Annotated in this window: 15 protein-coding genes and 2 pseudogenes; 7 read left to right on the top strand and 10 right to left on the bottom strand. The window is 56.0% G+C overall.

Annotated elements, in window-relative coordinates; genetic code table 11:
* Positions 1 to 5 precede the first annotated feature (5 nt).
* The 4 genes from V9K92_RS02800 (at position 6) to V9K92_RS02785 (ending at position 3,009) form a co-directional block, all read left to right on the top strand.
* A complete protein-coding gene (locus V9K92_RS02800) occupies positions 6 to 752 on the top strand; it encodes an alpha/beta hydrolase (RefSeq protein ID WP_337353209.1) in 747 nt (248 codons plus the stop codon).
* Between the two features lie 165 nt (positions 753 to 917).
* Entirely contained in the window at positions 918 to 1,622 is a 705-nt protein-coding gene (locus V9K92_RS02795; RefSeq protein ID WP_337353208.1) for an alpha/beta fold hydrolase, read from the top strand.
* 26 nt (positions 1,623 to 1,648) lie between these two features.
* The gene (locus tag V9K92_RS02790) at positions 1,649 to 2,326 is read left to right on the top strand and encodes an isochorismatase family protein (protein ID WP_307276191.1); all 678 of its coding nucleotides are present in this window, start codon (positions 1,649 to 1,651) and stop codon (positions 2,324 to 2,326) included.
* A gap of 53 nt (positions 2,327 to 2,379) precedes the next feature.
* Entirely contained in the window at positions 2,380 to 3,009 is a 630-nt protein-coding gene (locus V9K92_RS02785) for a pyridoxamine 5'-phosphate oxidase family protein (protein ID WP_307276188.1), read from the top strand.
* Positions 3,010 to 3,037: 28 nt separating this feature from the next.
* On the opposite strand, the gene V9K92_RS02780 is transcribed toward V9K92_RS02785, so the two are convergent.
* A complete protein-coding gene (locus tag V9K92_RS02780) occupies positions 3,038 to 5,776 on the bottom strand; it encodes an ATP-binding protein (RefSeq protein ID WP_337353207.1) in 2,739 nt (912 codons plus the stop codon).
* A gap of 309 nt (positions 5,777 to 6,085) precedes the next feature.
* Here V9K92_RS02780 and V9K92_RS02775 point away from each other — a divergent pair, with 309 nt between their 5' ends.
* Positions 6,086 to 6,892, top strand: a complete 807-nt coding sequence (locus V9K92_RS02775) for a GNAT family N-acetyltransferase (RefSeq protein WP_337353206.1) — start codon at positions 6,086 to 6,088, stop codon at positions 6,890 to 6,892.
* A 400-nt stretch (positions 6,893 to 7,292) separates the two neighbouring features.
* Here the strand turns inward: V9K92_RS02775 and V9K92_RS02770 are convergent, their stop codons facing one another.
* Both V9K92_RS02770 and V9K92_RS02765 read right to left on the bottom strand, forming a co-directional pair.
* Positions 7,293 to 8,057 (bottom strand): SDR family oxidoreductase, encoded by a 765-nt coding sequence (locus V9K92_RS02770; RefSeq protein WP_337353205.1) that lies wholly within the window; start codon positions 8,055 to 8,057, stop codon positions 7,293 to 7,295.
* A gap of 216 nt (positions 8,058 to 8,273) precedes the next feature.
* Positions 8,274 to 8,483 carry a WYL domain-containing protein gene (locus tag V9K92_RS02765; protein ID WP_337353494.1) on the bottom strand — a complete coding sequence of 70 codons (210 nt, stop codon included), beginning with the start codon at positions 8,481 to 8,483 and terminating at the stop codon, positions 8,274 to 8,276.
* Positions 8,484 to 8,695: 212 nt separating this feature from the next.
* Between V9K92_RS02765 and V9K92_RS02760 the strand changes: the two are divergent.
* Positions 8,696 to 9,217 (top strand): annotated as a pseudogene (locus V9K92_RS02760) (cupin domain-containing protein).
* Between the two features lie 374 nt (positions 9,218 to 9,591).
* Here V9K92_RS02760 and V9K92_RS02755 read toward each other — a convergent pair.
* From V9K92_RS02755 to V9K92_RS02745, 3 genes are read right to left on the bottom strand one after another with little or no spacing between them, the layout of a single operon-like run.
* Positions 9,592 to 10,494, bottom strand: a complete 903-nt coding sequence (locus V9K92_RS02755; RefSeq protein WP_337353204.1) for an NAD-dependent epimerase/dehydratase family protein — start codon at positions 10,492 to 10,494, stop codon at positions 9,592 to 9,594.
* A 12-nt stretch (positions 10,495 to 10,506) separates the two neighbouring features.
* A complete protein-coding gene (locus V9K92_RS02750) occupies positions 10,507 to 11,505 on the bottom strand; it encodes an ABC transporter permease (RefSeq protein WP_307276169.1) in 999 nt (332 codons plus the stop codon).
* Positions 11,506 to 11,541: 36 nt separating this feature from the next.
* Positions 11,542 to 12,285 (bottom strand): ATP-binding cassette domain-containing protein, encoded by a 744-nt coding sequence (locus V9K92_RS02745; protein ID WP_337353203.1) that lies wholly within the window; start codon positions 12,283 to 12,285, stop codon positions 11,542 to 11,544.
* A gap of 424 nt (positions 12,286 to 12,709) precedes the next feature.
* Here V9K92_RS02745 and V9K92_RS02740 point away from each other — a divergent pair, with 424 nt between their 5' ends.
* On the top strand, positions 12,710 to 13,699 hold the full coding sequence (locus V9K92_RS02740; protein ID WP_307276163.1) for a substrate-binding domain-containing protein: 990 nt from the start codon (positions 12,710 to 12,712) through the stop codon (positions 13,697 to 13,699).
* A 278-nt stretch (positions 13,700 to 13,977) separates the two neighbouring features.
* On the opposite strand, the pseudogene V9K92_RS02735 reads toward V9K92_RS02740, so the two are convergent.
* From V9K92_RS02735 to V9K92_RS02720, 4 genes and pseudogenes are all read right to left on the bottom strand, one after another.
* Positions 13,978 to 14,046: pseudogene (locus tag V9K92_RS02735) on the bottom strand (type II toxin-antitoxin system ParD family antitoxin); the annotation flags it as partial.
* Positions 14,047 to 14,244: 198 nt separating this feature from the next.
* Entirely contained in the window at positions 14,245 to 14,763 is a 519-nt protein-coding gene (locus tag V9K92_RS02730) for a hypothetical protein (RefSeq protein ID WP_337353202.1), read from the bottom strand.
* A 137-nt stretch (positions 14,764 to 14,900) separates the two neighbouring features.
* Positions 14,901 to 16,868, bottom strand: a complete 1,968-nt coding sequence (fhuB, locus tag V9K92_RS02725; protein ID WP_337353201.1) for a Fe(3+)-hydroxamate ABC transporter permease FhuB — start codon at positions 16,866 to 16,868, stop codon at positions 14,901 to 14,903.
* The gene (locus V9K92_RS02720; RefSeq protein WP_337353200.1) at positions 16,865 to 17,776 is read right to left on the bottom strand and encodes an ABC transporter substrate-binding protein; all 912 of its coding nucleotides are present in this window, start codon (positions 17,774 to 17,776) and stop codon (positions 16,865 to 16,867) included. Before V9K92_RS02720 ends, fhuB begins: the two co-directional genes overlap by 4 nt.

Here is a 17,776-nt window from a genome sequence, read left to right as displayed (position 1 = left end):
AGATCATGACCAATCCCGTTTCGGGCACCCAGACAGCTGGTGCCCCGTTCCTCTCGATCGTCCTCGTGCACGGCGCGTTTGTCGATGGCTCCGGATGGCAACAGGTCCATGGCGAACTTGTCGACCGAGGGTTTGAAGTTCTCGTCGCTCAACACCCGACGACCTCGCTTGAAGGCGACGTTGCCGTGACCGAGAGCCTGATTGCCGCGGCTCGCCACCCGGTTCTCCTGGTGGGCCACAGCTACGGTGGAGCCGTCATCACCGAGGCTGGCGTCAACCCAAAAGTCCAGGCTTTGGCCTACATCGCGGCTTTTGTGCCGGATGCCGGCGAATCCGTCGCGGCCCTGAACGAACCTCCTGAAGAGCCCGGCGAAACGAAGGCACCGTTGCTGCCGCCGCAGGACGGCTACCTCGTTGTCGACCCGGCCCGCTTTCCGGAAGCATTTGCCGCCGATGTCGACCTTGCGACCACACGCTTCATGGCGGCGGCGCAACTGCCCTGGGGCCTTGCAGCGGTCATAGCACCCCTCACCCATGCAGCCTGGAAGACCAAACCCAGCTACTATCTCGTGGCGTCCGCCGACAGGATGGTGCCGCCTAGCGCGCAGCGCCGGATGGCCAAGCGTGCGAGTGCTGCGATCACCGAGATCGACAGCAGTCACGCCGCGATGCTGTCGCACCCGCAGGACGTCGCGGCGTTCATCGCAGCCGCCGCCTCGGCCGCAACGCCGACCGAAGGTGCCGGACAATGACCCGGCCCGTCACCCATCACCGAACCACCAGCGTTGAAGGCGTGGAAATTTTCTACCGCGAGGCTGGAGAGAAAGGCGCCCCTGTCGTGGTGTTGCTGCACGGTTTTCCAAGCTCTTCGCACATGTACCGCAAACCTCATCCCAGCGCTTTCCGACCACTATCATGTGATCGCGCCCGACCTTCCGGGGTTCGGTCTGTCGGCAATGCCGTCTTCCAGCGAATTCGAATACAGCTTTGCCACTTTCTCGGATGTCATCGCCGGTCTCCTCGAACAGCTGGGCGCCGAACGCTACGCGCTCTATGTCATGGATTATGGCGCGCCAACCGGGTTTCGTCTGGCGGTCGCGCATCCGGATCGAGTGACCGCCCTGATCGTCCAGAACGGCAATGCCTATGAAGACGGCATGGGGGATTTCTGGGGATCGACGCGGGCCTATTGGGCCGACAACGGCCCGGTAAACCGCGACGCGCTGCGGCCTTTTCTATCGCTTGACGGGACACGTTTCCAATATCTCGCCGGCACGAAAGATGAGACGCGGATCGATCCGGCAGCATGGTTATACGATCAGCTCTTCCTCGACCGCCCGGGCAGCACGGACATCCAGCTGGGCATCATGTACGACTATAGGACCAATGTCGCGCTCTACCCCGACTTCCACGCCTATTTCCGCGCGCATAGGCCGCCGGCCCTGATCCTGTGGGGCGAAAATGATCCCATCTTCCTGCCGGAAGGCGCACGCGCCTTCCTCCGGGACCTGCCCAAAGCCGAGCTTTATTTTTTCGATACCGGACATTTCGCCCTTGAGGACAAGGCGGACGAAATGATCCCGGTCATGCGCGACTTCCTCGCCCGAAACCTGACCCGCTAACTGAAACCCAAAAGAGGATAATGACCATGTACAACAGCAAATCCAAGCCGAGCGTCCTTCCGACCGGCGGCGGCGCAGCCCTCATCGATCCCTCCGACGCGCTGATCCTGCTTCTCGATCATCAGTCGGGATTGTTCCAGACGGTCAAGGACATATCCGTGTCTGATCTGCGCCGGAATGTGGAGATGATCGCCAGGCTCACCACTCTCCTGAACATCCCGGTGATCACCACCGCTTCGGAACCTGCCGGCACCAATGGTCCGCTGATGCCCGAAATCCATGAATTGGCTCCGCACGCCGTCTATGTGCCACGCAAGGGGGAAGTAAACGCGTGGGACAATGACGATTTCGTCGCAACAGTTCGGGCAACCGGCCGCAAAACTCTCATCATGGCAGGCGTCTGGACCAGTGTCTGCGTGATGTTTCCGGCACTCGACGCCCGCGCTGCCGGCTACGACGTCTATGCGGTGCTCGATGCCTCGGGGGATCCGAGCGAAATGGCCTCGCGGATTTCACTCGCCCGCTTCGTGCAGGGCGGCGTCAAGCCGACATCGACCAATGCATTGCTGTCTGAACTTCACCGCACCTGGGCGCGTCCCGAGGCTGCCGAGCTTGGCAAGCTCTACGGACTTGCCGCACCAAACTATGCCGCCGTGGCTGAGAGCTATGCCCGCGCGCAGCAGGCCGCTAGAGAGGCAATCTAGTACCTTGTGCATCCAACGCCCTGCGAACTGACCACACTTTAGGGAGATACGATATGAGTTACGGTTTTATGGATATCGCGATCACGCCTTCAGTTCGCAGGGCGCAAGCGGAAATGGGAGCGGATCATTTCTGGTCCGACTTCAAGGGACACCGCGAATTCGACCGGTTCACGGCACAGGAGACCGCGTTCATCGCAAAGCGCGACAGCTTCTACATGGCCTCCGTTTCGGAAACCGGCTGGCCTTACGTTCAGCATCGCGGCGGGCCTGCCGGCTTTCTCAAGGTCCTCGACGATCGCACTCTCGCCTTCGTCGATTACCGCGGCAATCGTCAATATATCACCACCGGCAATCTGGCAGAGAACGATCGGACATGCCTGTTTCTGATCGACTACCCCGCGCGCGCCCGCCTGAAGATCTATGCCCGTGCCGAGAAGCTGGCCCTTGACGCCGATCCGGTACTTACCGAGGCCATCACCGATAGTGCTTATGGAGCCAAGGCTGAACGTATTTTCAGGTTGAAGCTCGAGGCGTTCGACTGGAACTGTCCGCAGCATATCGTGCCGCGTTACACCGAAGCCGAGTTTTTGGCAGCCTCGCGACATCTTCTGGACAAGGTCGCTCAGCTTGAGCAGGAAAATGCGTCACTGCGGGAGCGCCTCGATTTGCGACGAAAAGATTGAGCACGAACCCAGGATGAATGCAGCAAGGTCAACCAAAGTCCGTGGCATCGATGGCAAGCTGGGTCCGTTTGGTAGCGGCACCTGCACCCATTGCGCGGGCGCAATCCAATGACGTCTGGAAATAGCGCATCGCCTTGTCGGTCCGCCTGTTTCCGGCTGCAATCATTCCCGCAACGCGCCAAAGATCCGGATGCCACCAACGCTCTTCTCGTATGCCAGTTTCTGCAAGCACGGCGCGCAGACTATCCTCAGCAAGCTGCAGTTCGCTTGCGGCAAGATATGCCTCCGCCAACAGGCTCCGGTAGAAGGGCACGCGAGCACGCCAGTTCCCCCGAAGCAATCCGCTGATACTGTCTTGCATCAGGGTAAAACCTGCCTGCTCACCTCGAGAGGACTGGATAGCACCCGCAAAAAACTTGGCTGTCCCCTCGTAAATGCCGACGCTTTCTCGCCGGCTGACGTCGGCCAGTTGATGCTGAAGCCGCGAAGCAGTTTCGAGATCACCCTCCACGAAAGCGATCGGAAGGGCCGCAAGCGAGATCGCATTGCCCAAGGAGATCATGTGATCGAGATCGGCGGCACGATCGATCGCCTGACCGGCCAGCCGGGAGGCACGATCAGAATCACCCTGCAGCCAAGACAGAAATGCCTGAGAGAAACGAATACCGGCAGGCAAATCGACCTGGAACCTGGACAAGCCATGCCCCTCCTCCAGGTGCCCCCAATCATCCATCAGCGCCTCCAGGTGGGTCGATGCCGAATTGAACTCGCCTGCATAGATCTTGATATGCGCTAATAATCGTTTGCCGTCGGGCGCCGTCGTCCAGTCCAGAGCCTTTGCTGCCGCAAACTCGTTCATGCTGCGCAATGCCGTGCGGGGCCGGCCGGAATAGGCCAGAAAAACGGCCTGTCCGCACACCGATCGTATTTGAAATTCCGCGTCGCGCGACCCGTTCGCATGAAAGATGCTTTCGCGCCAAACATCATCGGTTTGCGGGTGCATGTGGCGCGCCAGTGTCATGGCCCAGGCCCGCGCCGTCGAGAGCTTGGCTCGGCCCAGTGGCGCGAGCGCCATGAGGGCAGCACTGTTTGACCCGGCAAGGTCGATGGCCTCCAGCATTTCCCTAAATGCCGATAGTTCTTGCCACAGCGGCAAGGCAGCGACCACCAGTTCGACACCCAAAGCCGCATCGCCTGCGGGATCAAACGCCCAGCCGATGGCCGCGCGAACGTCGTCGATCTGCCTCCGATATTTGCCGAGCCATTCGCGAGACGTCTGCGACGACCATTCCCGTTCGGCGATCTGCAGCTTGTCCTTTGTTCGAACGGCGAAATGCCGTCTTGCCTTCTCTCTGTAGAGGGAACCTGACAGACGACGCGCGGCATAGGCACCCGTACTTTCGGCAAGTCTGTAATGCACAGTCCCGCCGTCGTATTCCGCTGATACCAGCGACTTTGCCACGAGCTGCGACAGTGCGTCCCGCCCGGTAATCGGCTCCAGGGCGCCGGCGGAATACATCGCCTCCACGTCGTCGGCGTTGAAACGGCCGGAAAATACCGAGAGCAGACCGAGCAAGACCGCCTCACGGTCAGGAAGAAGTCGATAGCTCCAGTCGAGCGTCGCTTCTAAGGATTGGTGGCGCAAGGGTGCATCCCTTGCTCCCCGGTTCATCGTATGAAAGCCATCCCTGAAGAGGTCATCGAGCGCCGAGGGTGCAAGAACGCTGGCCGTACCGGCGGCCAGTTCGATGGCGAGTGCCAAGCCGTCCAGCCGTGAGCAGATCGAAACAACACTGCGGACATATTCATCAGTAGGCTTTGTATCGCCTGAACCGTACGCCTTTGAAATGAACAGCTGGATTGCCGGAAACTGTAGCGCGTCGCTGATGGACAGTGTCGTCGTCTGGTGCGGATAAGCCAATCCTGAGAGAAAATGGATCTGCTCGTGCCGCGTCCGTAACGGCTCGCGGCTGGTCGCAATGATCCGCGCCGAAGGAACGTCCGCGGATATCCGCTCAACGATCGTCGCGGCCATCGCGATAACGTGCTCGCAATTGTCGATGATGAGAAGCAGCCGGTTGTGGCGAAGGACGTCGATCACGCCTGCGATGGGATCGTCAAACCCCAGCGACACGCCGAGGGCAGACGCGATCGCTGGCACCACAAATCGCGGGTCGCTCAGCGTCGAGAGATCCGCAAAGGCGATGGCTTCGTTTGCCCCGCAGGATTGCTCAGCAACCGTGACCGCAAGAGAGGTTTTTCCCGCGCCGCCTGGCCCGACGATGGTGACGTAACCCGCTTGATCGAGCTTTTCCGAGATCTGCCGGGTCGCGTCGTCGCGGCCGAGGAGCGGCCTAACCTGGGGTGCCGCGATATGATGGCTTGCACTGGCAACCACTTGCCGGGCTAGCGCCGGGCGATCGCTTTCCAAGGCGGCGACGAACTTGTAACCTCGCCCAGCAATGGTTACGATGTACTCCATGGAAGGATCAAGTTCGGCCAGCGAGCGTCGAAGGTTGCCGACATTGACCTTCAGGTTATGGTCGTGGACGATATAATCTGGCCATACATGCGCAAACAGATCAGCTTTGCTGACAACCTCGCCCGCCCGCGCCACGAGCAGGGTCAGAATGTCGAAACCTCGCCCACCGAGGCCGACGGGTTGCCCCTTGTACAGGAGGGATTGAGCTTCTGGGAGAAAACGGAAATCTCCAAACTGGAAAGCGGTCTGTTTCGACAATGTCTGGAACCCGAGATGGTGTGACATCCTGCTCTCACAATTCATAATAAATTGAACGATATACCGCACTGGCCAGTTTTCAAGGCATATGGAGACATGTTGCACCGCGGGCTGGCTCAAGATGAAGGTTGCCAGGCTTCTTCGCAGATCTTCGATGGTATTGGAAGATCGTCTAGCTCGCTTAAAATCACTCAACGCCAAAGCCGGCGCAAATCCTCGTCAACGGCATTTCTCGCCCAGACGGGCGTGCAGGATTCGCCGATGGAATTGTTCTATTTTTAATCCGACAGTTCTGTTATCTGCTTTCGACGAAGTGTCTGCCTTTGGAGTACTCTCTTGGATTCTTGTTCTTCTGATCAGCCCTGCCTTACGCAGGAGGACGCCATTGAGGCCAAGGCTTTCATTGATCTGCATAAGGCCGCCCGCGGCCGATTGGCGGACGAGGAGCGATTCGCATGCGTTTCCATGAATGGCGGATGTACGATCTCACTACCGAGCGCGCCTGCGATCGGCCTCAACCGTATCCTTGGCCTCACCAAACATGAAGATTTCGACGGAGCCTACAACTGGATGAGGGAAAGGACGGGGAACCGGTTCTTACAGGTCAATACCGACACTGCATCGGACAAGCTGACACGGTGGATCGAGACGAAAGGGTTGGTTGCCTATGGTCCTGGGTGGGCGAAGCTGCGGCGATCCACGGACGCGGTCTCTCTTCCATCGTCAGGCGCCGTGAACACACGAAAAGTTCAGCCCGACGAAGCCGAGGTATTCGGCGCCATGATGTGTGCCGGTTTTGGCTTTCCGGAAAGCCTCACCGCTCTATGGGCAGCGATCGTTGGGCGCGACGGATGGTCTTGTTTCTACGCGTTGGATGGAGACACGCCCGTGGGAACAGGAGCAATGTTCGCTTCAGGATCCTTTGCGTGGCTCGGCGGTGGAACGACCGTGCCGAGCTTTCGAAACCGGGGTGCGCAGAAAGCCTTGATTCAAGCTCGCCTAGAAGAAGGCGCAGACCGTGGCGTGTCGACTTTCGTGGTCGAGACCGAAGTGCCATCGGCCGAAAAGGCCAACATCTCGAACGCCAATTTAGCGAAAATGGGTTTCGTGCATATCTATAATCGCAGCAACTTCATTTTATGACGGATTTTCTGTCAAGTGAGAGCCAAGGTCCTGCATTAGCAATATGATTTGGTTCGGCAGCTTAGTGTGACTGACTGTAAGGATATTTATGGGGCCAGTACACTGTAAGGTTACGCCTTGGTCTTGAGCGGAATCGAACTTCTAATGCCGTATTCAACTGTTTAATGCTTTTAAAGCTTAGGGTGTCTGTTCACACTCCTGAACACCGAGGGCTGCGACGAAGCGCAGGGCTATTATCTCGGACGTCCTGCGCCTCTTAAGCAGATCGTTACGGGGTCAGATCACGCTGACTGGTTCGCAATATCGGAACGATACTTTGGTGCGGGCATGTTCCCAAGACCTAACGTTCGACTTAGCTCGAACAGTTCGTGTGGCCACCGGACGTTCGCTCTGCGCGCGGCTACCAACACATAAAACCGCCATCCACGACGAGATCGATGCCAGTTACGAATGAAGAAGCCCGGCTTGAAAGGAATACGGCAGGACCGACCATTTCCTCGGGAGCTGCCAGGCGGCCCATGGGAGTGTCCCGTTCGAATATTTTCACCTGATCAGCGACTTCAGCCCGCCGATTCATCGGTGTCAGCGTGTAGCCAGGGCTAATCGAATTGACCCGGACACCTCGATCAATCCATTCCATTGCCAGGCTCTTTGACAGGTGGATAACCGCAGCCTTGGATGAGTTGTAGTCGGCTTGTTTCAAGTCACGATTGACTATCGAGCCTGACATTGAAGCAATGTTAATGATGGAGCCCCTCTTTCGGGGAAGCATTACGCGAGCTTGCGCCTGGCAGGACAAAAAAACACCCGTTACATTTACATCATAGACCCGTTGCCAGTTCTCCAGTGGAAGCGTCTCGGCATCTCCGCCAGCACCGATACCCGCATTGTTGACGGCAACCGTCAAACACCCAAGTTCGTTCTCTATCAGATCGACCGCCCCCTCCAGGTCCGCGGCAGAGGTTACGGTGCCTTCGAGCGTTAACGCTCGGCGGCCAAAAGCGCGAATTTTATCCGCCGTTCCATCCAAACCGCCGTTTGAGAGATGGCCAAAGCATGCTATGTCGGCCCCAGCCTCGGCCAAACCAATCGCGATAGCCTGGCCGATGCCACTGCCCGAACCCGTCACCATCGCAACTTGTCCTTTAAGGTCAAACAATTCCATCGATCTCTTCCCTTCATCAGAATCCCGCCTTCGGCGATAGCTCGCCTGAAAATAACTATAACCTACATGGAAAAAAGTCGTGTCGGTGATCTAAGGTGCCCTGTCTCAAGAAGTCCGATTCATGCTCGAAGAACAGAGGATGGCCCCTGAACATCAAAGGGGCACAGATCTACGGTAGATGACTGTGATGCGTGCGATGATGAAACTCGATTGAAGTCAGGGTAATATTTTTAGATAGCCCTCAAAACGCATACCTGCTTCCGGCCGAAAACGCCGTCCGATAGGCTCGGCTTTCTCAATGCGATCGACACGTAGATTGCGGAAATCTGTTTTGGTTTCGCACCATATCGTCAGAAGCCATACATCGTCGAACACAGTCAGTCCCAGATGGCTTGCAACGCGAGATCTGATCTCACGCATGTCCAGGTAAGCGAACCGGTTTTACGGCGGTCAGAAATTGCGGTTGCGAAAGGTGAACCCCCTGCGTTAGAATTTCATGCTAATATAAGCTACCGGGCAGGTTCGGTCCGCCTTGCCAGTTTCGGTCAAGTCTGGCTTGTCCGGACTAGCCTGAAGACATCAAAACCGTGGACCTACTTTGCGTATCTGCTGCCGCTTAAACCATCTTGATCGAGAAAATGACATTGTCAAAGGACCACAATCACTCCCAGCATCATGACCATGCGCACGGTCACAAACACCCCCATCAAGAGGTTGACTGGCGCGACAACGGTGTCAAGGTCATTCCTGGCAACTAGTTGGACCCCAATACGGCCCAGACGCCCGGCATGAACCGCGCGACGGCCATCAACAACGCGCGGGCTGGTGCGGAGAAAATCTGGGCTGGAACGGTAACAATCCATGCCAATGCCAAAACCGGCGCCCATCACCACGGCGATCTTGAAAGCATCATTTATGTCGTCAAGGGCAAGGCTCGCATGCGCTGGGGTAACCATCTCGAGTTTACCGCGGAAGCCGGGCCTGGCGATTTCATCTATGTTCCGCCCTTTGTGCCGCACCAGGAAATCAATGCGAGTGAAGACGAGACACTCGAATGCGTGCTCGTGCGCTCCGGCCAGGATCCCGTTGTCGTCAATCTTGATATTGAAACGGTGGAAAAACCGGAAGGCATCCTGTGGAAGGACCCCATTCATCGATAGGCACGGCGTTCGTGCGGAGCGGCGCAGCCGATTCCGTGCAAAAGACATTCAGACACTCTCAAGCATGTTGGTCGCCTCAAGATTTGATCCAGCAGCATCAACGATCCTGACCATCCCGGCCTAAAACTGTCACGGCAACCGTTAGCGGTTGCCGTGAAAGAACCGTCGCCGCTACGGGTTATTGTATGAGGCAAGGGTCGGAAAAAAATAAGGGTTCGACAGTTCGAAATAATTTTGAATGTGTCAACGGCCCTCGGTAATTTTTTTGCCCTGCGGCGCTCCACCCAGTTTATTGCTTGGGTGAATCAATGCGACCCGGCCGCACAAAACGTGCGGTAATCTTAATCGCACAAAAGACGACCAGGCGTCCCAAGCTACAGTTCCGATTCAGGCACTAGGTCTCGCCAGTTAAAATTCTCTTTGAAACCCAGGACTTCCCGCGTTTTCCGGTTGGATAAAGGCGCCTCAAACTCACCCAGTTCACGGCGCAGCGTTGTGCCAGGGCAATACCGCTGAAGAAACTCACGCGTTGGAAGCAAAGCCGTGATCGTGTCATTTACGGCATTAAAAACCTGAAAGCCCAAACCATCTTTGCGTATCGCCAAATCCACAATCTGGCCAAGATCGCGAGCGTCAATATAACTCCACGCGTTTCGTTTGCGCGACATTGGCCTGGCCAGGAAATCCGGGAACAATTTATACTCGTGAGGTTCGATAACGTTGCCTATCCGGAGTGCATAAATATCGGCACCGTATCGTGCGGCGAATGCTCGTGCCGTGTTTTCATTAACGAGTTTTGACAGGCCATAACTGTCCATGGGATCAACATCGTAATCTTCCTCAAGGGGAAAATGATGAAAATCCTTGTCACCTTCGGCGAAGCATACACCATAGGTTGTCTCGCTCGACGCAATAACGATCTTTCGTATGCCAAGCTTAACAGCCGCTTCGATAACGTTATAGGTTCCCATAGTGTTGATCTGAAAGGTCTCGTTATCGGGTCTGATCAGGACCCGCGGAACAGCGGCAAAGTGAACCACGGCATCCACTGGTGCCGGACCTTTGCCACTTTCAAAGCCATTAAATCCGAAATGGCTGGACAAGGCATTGAACATTTGCCCGCTGTCAGTAATGTTCGCCACCAGTGTGTTCACGCTGGGATGGTCTAACGGCGTCAGATCCACGTTCAAGATGTCGTAGCCCTTGTCAGCCAAATATTGTACGACGTGACGACCGGCCTTTCCTGTACCGCCTGTGAAAACAATCCGTTTACTCATACTTTGACTTCCTTATTGATTTTGCCGGAACTTACGCAGCCGGTCGAACAGCACTGCCACCAAGATTGCCCCCCCTATAAAACAACCCTGCCAAAAAGCGTTGATACCGAGCAAGCCGAGACTGTTGCGAATGATTTCAATCAAAGCTGCCCCCACCAATGCGCCGAAGGCAGTGCCAACGCCTCCGGCCAGGGCTGCACCACCGATCACTGCCGCTGCAATAACCTGCAACTCCAGGCCTGAACCAATGTTTGTCGTTATCGCGCCGAGCCATCCAGTTTGAATAATACCTGCAATGCCGGCTGACAGTGATGATATCATGTAAACCGCAACCTTGATCGGGCGGACGGGAACGCCAGTCAATGTAGCGGCATGCTCATTTCCACCAATGGCATAGATATGCCGGCCGAACCGGGTCCATCGCAAAATAAAACCAGTCAGCAATGCCAGTACAATCATGTACAAGACCGGATTTGCAATGCCGAAAAACCATGCCCCACCGCCAAGGGAAAGGAGTTTTGCCTGATCCGGTCCGAATTCAAATACCACCGTATTGCCTGAAGCAACCATCGCCAGACTGCGGGCGATCGATAACATGCCGAGCGTAACAACAAACGGCGGCATCCCTAGGTACGCAATCAGAACACCATGGAAAGCACCAATGACGAGCGCGGTTGCAATTGACGCAATGATGCCCACTTCAATGCTATAGCCAGCATGCATAACCACGCCCAGCACCATGCTGCAAAGGCAAAGGACAGATCCAACAGATAGATCAATGCCGCCTGTGATAATAACGAGCGTCATCCCGAGTGCGATGATTGCCACAAACGTCACGTTTCGCGTGATATTGTAGAGGTTCTTTGATGTTGCAAAGGAATCTGTAGCAAATGAAAGAAAAATGCAGGCTAACACTACTGCTGCGAGAACCCAGAAGGTCTGGCTGCCCAGTTTCGCGGAAAGCCAACTTTCCTGTTTTTGTTCAATCGTTTGGTCAAGCGTGGTAGCCATGATGACGTCCGTTCCTTCAGCTACATGAACATCGCTTTACGCAGCTTGTTCAATTGCCCCGGTGATGAGCCCCGTTACTTCTTCAGGCGAACTCGCCTTTATTGCTTTGTCCGCAACTTTTCGACCACGCCGCATAACGATTACGCGGTCGGCAACGGTGAATACATCGGGCATGCGATGGCTGATGAGAACCACGGCTATGCCCTGATCTCGTAAATGCCTGATCAAGTTGAGTACTTCAGCGACCTGTCGAACTGAAATCGCGGCCGTTGGCTCATCCATGAGAACGAGCCTGGCATCGGATAGTCGTGTTCGAGCAATTGCTACCGCCTGCCTTTGTCCTCCGGACATCTGTTTGACCAGATCCCGCGGCCGCGTTTCCGACTTCAGTTCAGCAAATATTTGTCCGGCACGCCGGTACATCGCGGCATAGTCCAGTATACGCAAAGGCCATACGCCCCGGCGCAACTCGCGACCAAGGAATACATTGGCAGCAGCTGTAAGGTTGTCACAAAGCGCCAGGTCCTGATGGACAATTTCAATACCATGCCGACGCGCATCTACCGGGCGGTTCAGAATGAGCTCCTGCCCATCCATTCGCATCACTCCTTCGCTCGGTCGAAAATTGCCCGCAATCATTTTCACCAAAGTCGATTTGCCCGCCCCATTGTCGCCCATGAGACCGACGACCTCACCCGGTTCAATGGTAAGAGATACATCGTTGACGGCTTGAATAGCGCCGAAATGTCGTGAGACGTTTGCAAGTTCGAGAACTGCCACTGCTCCACCTCCCCTTTCCTATCGACCGCTGGCCCGATTAAACGGATCGTTTTCGCAAGTCGCAGGTGTTCCGGCTGGTCTCCTCCCGAGAACAGCCAACAACGACATCTATGCAAACCACGAGATAAGCGTCAATCTACGAATGGCTCAAAAGTCATTTTATACGATAAATAAAGATTGACGGCCCACTCAGATCGTTATTAGCTGGCTGAGGGAGGAGAATTTGGCAGGCCGAGTGGGAGTTCGCGCCGGCCTTGGACAAGCGCAGGCAATTTCTCGCATATAAAAAACACTCTGCTTTATCTTCTGACACAGACGTATCTGGTTTGATCGAGACCAGAAAATATCGTGCGAACACATGCCCCGCTCGCCCACTCCGACACAGAGTATCGTGGATCATTCAACGTACTAAAGGGAGGAACTAATGAAAAAATCGCTATTACTTATTGCTGCGGCTGCACTGGCCCTTAACGTCGTGCCCGCTTTGGCAAAAAAACAACTGGTGATCGTCGTAAAAGGTTTGGACAACCCATTTTTCGAGGCAATCAATCAGGGCTGCCAGAAATGGAATAGTGAAAATGCCAATTCAGAATACGAGTGTTTTTACACGGGGCCAGCGTCTACCTCTGATGAGGCGGGGGAAGCCCAGATTGTACAGGATATGCTTGGCAAATCTGACACCGTGGCGATGGCAATTTCGCCTTCAAATGCCAAGCTGATCGCACAGACTCTGAAAACGGCAAGCCCCACAATACCCATAATGACCCTGGATGCAGATCTTGCTGCTGAAGACTCCGCTTTGAGAAAGACATATCTTGGTACAGACAACTACCTTATGGGATTTAAGATCGGTGAGTACATAAAGAAGGCGAAGCCAAACGGGGGAAAAATATGCCTGATCGAGGGTAATCCTGGCGCTGACAACATTTTGCGCCGTGCCCAGGGTACCCGCGATGCTCTAACCGGGGAAAAAGGCGCGAAAGAGTTGAAGGGGCAAGGCGGCTGGACTGAAGTCGCTGGCTGCCCGGTATTTACCAACGATGATGGAGCTAAAGGTGTTCAGGCAATGACGGACATCCTTGCCGCAAATCCGGATCTGGATGCTTTTGCGATTGAAGGTGGCTGGCCGTTGTTCGGCGCGCCGCAACCTTACCGGGACCTGGTTCGGCCATTGAAAGACAGGATTGCGAGTAACGACTTCGTCATATCGGCTGCAGATACTATCGGAGATGAGGTTGCTATTGCGGGTGAGGGCTTGGTAACCGCTTTGGTTGGTCAGCGTCCATTCGAGATGGGCTACAAAGCACCATCCGTAATGATTGATCTTATAGAAGGAAAACCCGTTGAAGATCCGGTCTTCACGGGCCTCGACGAGTGTACAAAAGACACCGTCTCAACATGTATTCAAAAATGACGGTTTAATTCCTAGTCTTTATCGTTGCTGAATGAACGAGGGAGGTGCTCCTGGAGTGCCCCCCTTATTCCGACCGTTATAGCTGACGCACGTCAGAACCAAGTGGTTCCAGTCTGAAGAGGGAGCTTTCGGTCTTTGCATTCACCGATCTATAGAAAATTGAACTTCCGATAGTCTTTATAATCACCGCTGGTTCGGCACCTGTTCCTGCGGAAAGTACGGACGTGGCAAATCAATCGTCTAATAATTCAGAACAGGCGGTTGTCGCGGTTAGCGTGCCCGGTCTTTGCCCGGGCTTCGACCCAATCTTTCGTTGGGTCCGGTAGCGACACATTCATAGTAGCCATTCATTCTGCACCCTTACGCCCCGCCGGTCTCCATTATTAAAACGGTAAACCAGGTGATAGGCCCAAACGGGATCGAACCCACCTCCCAACAGGTAGAACTTGACTATCCTTACTGAGGATTCGGCATTTGTACAGTTACAAAACCTGTCAGGAAACCTTCCTTTGAAAATGCCGATAATACGCGATTTTCGAGGATTTTTAATTGTAGCCCAAATGTCTACAATTCCAATTAAAAGCGTGTTTTATCTCGCCTATCCGCTTGGCCTGTAGAGATTCGAACAGGCGGATACCTTGATCGGTGAATGCAATGATGTCCCCTTCCGCTTCGACAGACAGGTCGTGTTTTCCCGATATGAACATCGACGACGCGAATTTCGAGTCCGCGACGAGATCGCCCGTTGCCCCGATCGCATACGTCTCGAGATCGAGCCGCAAAGGATTCTCTGCATTGAAAAGCGCCGCAAGGCTGCGGAGTGAGGCAGTCTCCGTCTCGATTTGATCAAGTCGCCTCAGTTCGCCAGCAACGTCGAGGAGGAGCACCTCGAGACGCCCCCACCGGACTTCGGCTCGAGTGCAGGCTGTCTTTGCACGATCAAGCTCATCGCTGGCCTCTGCTTCCAGAAGATCGATTGCGGGCCCTATAGAGCGACCCTGTTCGCCCCGACAGGGAAGAAAAGCACTTTGATGTTTGATCCTGATTTTGTTCGGGCGGCTCATTAATCTCCGTCGATCGGAATCTCTACGTCCCGCGCAAACCACGAGAGCCGGGCGGGCAACCAGAAACACCTTTTACGATCTATTGCTGGCGTAGCCTGAACTGGAACGTCTGGAGATGAAAACTATTCCCCCAGCCGTCAGCGGTTTTTCCAAAGAAGCCAAATCATGATGGGGCCGCCGACAAAGGTCGAAACCAACCCGACAGGCATCTGATAGGGAAACATGGCATTTCGCCCGATCCAGTCAGCCAGTATCATGATTAGCATTCCTGTGAGTGACGATGCCACAAGATGCATGGATGTCGTCCGGAATCCGAGCAGCCGCGCTATATGCGGAGCCATCAGCCCGATGAAGCTGATCGGCCCCACGAGCAAGGTCGCTCCCGCCACCATAATAGACGAGAGCAACAGCAGCACCAACCGCCCTTTTGCTACGCCTACGCCCAGTGCTGACGCTGTCATGGGGCCAAGCAGAAGAATGTCCAGCAAGCGCCTGGACATAAAAACGCCCAGCACACAGGGCAGCGCAACAATCGCTGCTATCGAGACTTGATCCCAGCCAACTCCATAGGTTGACCCCGCCAGCAATCCCATCATGCCTAACAGGCGCGGATCACCAGCCGCCAGAAGCGCTGTGAACAGCGCTCCGCAAAAGGTCGTGACGGCAACACCTGTGAGCAGTAGGCGTTCGGGAGAAAAACTGGTGCGCCTGCCGAGCCAGAGCATGGATGCCAATGTCGAAAACGCGCCGCCTGCTGCCCCGGCGAGCTGCCATTGGTGGCCGGTGATGGGCAAAAACATCATGGTCAGCATCAATCCAAGCATGGCGCCGGACGAGACGCCCAATACTTCCGGGCCTGCCATCGGATTGTTCAGAATGCGCTGCAGGATTACACCTCCCTGCGCCAGCATGGAGCCCGCAAGAATGGCGGCCAATATGCGTGGTCCGCGCCATTCGAAAAATGCGCCAAAGACGGGATCGAAGGCGAGTTGCAGCTCCTCGCCCGTCCGGCTTGCGGACAAGCTGAAAGCGGTAGCGGACAAGACCACCGCCATCGAACCGGCAATCCACAGCCAGGACCGGTCCGGCCCGTCCGTATCGATTGTTCCCTTAGCCTGCACGGATTGGGTGCGCAGCCGCCGCAAGAGGAGGAGCAGTACTGGCGCTCCGATCGCTGCGGTAACAATCCCGGTCGGCACCTCATAGAAACCGCCACCGGCGATCTGGGCGAGCTCATCTGCGATCCACAACAACACGGCGCCGATCGGCGGCGACCAGATCACTTGCGTGGAGGCCGTTCGTGCGCCGCAGAGACGCGCTAGCCATGGTGCGACCAGCCCGACAAAGCCGATTTCACCGACGCTGCTGACGACAAGTGCGCTCAAAATGACCGCTGCAAGCAAGGCTATCAACCTTATTTGCACGGTCAGCAGGCCCAGGCTTTGCGCTTGGTCGTCGCCAAGGGAGATCAGCGCCAATGATCGGATCAGGAAGACCATACAGACGCCGGTGAGGCACAACGCAGGCGCCAAGATGATAACTCCCGACCAATTGTTCTGGAGCAGTGAACCCGCGCTCCAGATGAAAACACTCGCCAGTTGCTCCTGATAAAACAGGCTAATGCCATATTGGGCCGCGCCGCAATAGAGGCTCATCAGAAGACCGGCCAGAACGAGCACAACGGGCGAGAAATGGCGGCGCATGGCTATGGCAAAGACGAGCATGGTCGCCGCAGCAGCCCCGGCAAATGCGATCAGCTCACGGCTATATGACAGCGCGGCTGGCGCAACTGCGATAGAGATGGTCAGGGAAAGTTGCGCGCCTGCAGCTGTTCCCAGCGTCGTAGGAGACGCCAGAGGGTTGCGCAGCACGAGTTGGAAAATCGCACCCGCCAAGGCAAGACAAGCACCGGCAAGCAGGCTGACTGCGAGACGGGGCAGGTCGCTGTAGACGAACAGAACGTGCTCGGTGGTGCCTTCAGCTGCAATCAGCGCCGGCCAGCGCGACAGTGCCGGAAGAGTTATGCTGGTGAGCCCCACCGCAAACCCGCCCAATAGGAGGAGGAAGATGGCCGGCCCCGCGAAATTACCGCGCTTAGCCTTCATAGTTCGATAGTCCGGATGATTTCGGTCAACTCCGTTGTAAAGCGCAGCGCAGACGGCAACCCGCCAAATGTCCACAGCGCCGGAATCTCACGGAACCGCCCGGTCCTGACAAACGGAAGGCTGTTCCACAATTGGCTGTCGGTGAGACCCTGCTGTACCCGCGGCGGAATGGGCCCGAGATTGATGACCAGTGCTTCTGCTTCACCAGTCACGCCATCGAACCCAACATTGGAATACCCCCAAAGGTTGCCGGGCCAATTCCAGGCGTTTCGCAAGCCTGCCGCTTGCAGTGGATGCTGGAAAAGACTGTTCGAACCGTGGACCATGATATGCCGTTCGTCGATGATCGTGACGAGATAGATTGGCCTGCCCTGCAGATTACCGGAAACGGCAGCGAGGCCCTTCAGCGTTATCTCCACCTGTCGGAGATAAGCCTTTGCCTCCGCTTCCCGGCCCGTCGCCAGCCCAAGCTCGGTCAGCACCCGGCCGGCGTTGGAGAAGGGTGTGCCGTGTACGTCGAAGACGGCATAGCTTTTCACCGGAGCGACGCGCCCAAGTTTTTCAGCAAAGGCGACATAGCCGGGATTGACCACGATAAGGTCCGGGGCAGATCTCTGGATCGCTTCGAAATTGGGTTCGATACGAAGCCCGATATCAAGCACCGCCTGCGGCAGGTTCGCATCGACGAGCCGACGATAATTATACACTTCCGGCAAGGCAACAGGCGTCACGCCCAGCGCAACAAGCGATTCCGCAAGGCCCCAGTCCAGCGCTGCGACCCTTGGTGCAGAGCCTGAATTTGCCGCGATGGCTCCGCGCTGGCCCGCCAAAAGGTACGGAGCAGCGATCAGCCCCGTCAGCGCGGCACGGCGGCTAATCTTTTTAGCTCCGGACGTATATCGACGCAC

The organism is Phyllobacterium sp. CCNWLW109 (genome assembly GCF_037203905.1).
Classification (GTDB): domain Bacteria; phylum Pseudomonadota; class Alphaproteobacteria; order Rhizobiales; family Rhizobiaceae; genus Phyllobacterium; species Phyllobacterium ifriqiyense.
The sequence above is the reverse complement of the archived record's forward strand: the minus strand, read 5'-3'. Positions and strand labels throughout refer to the sequence as shown.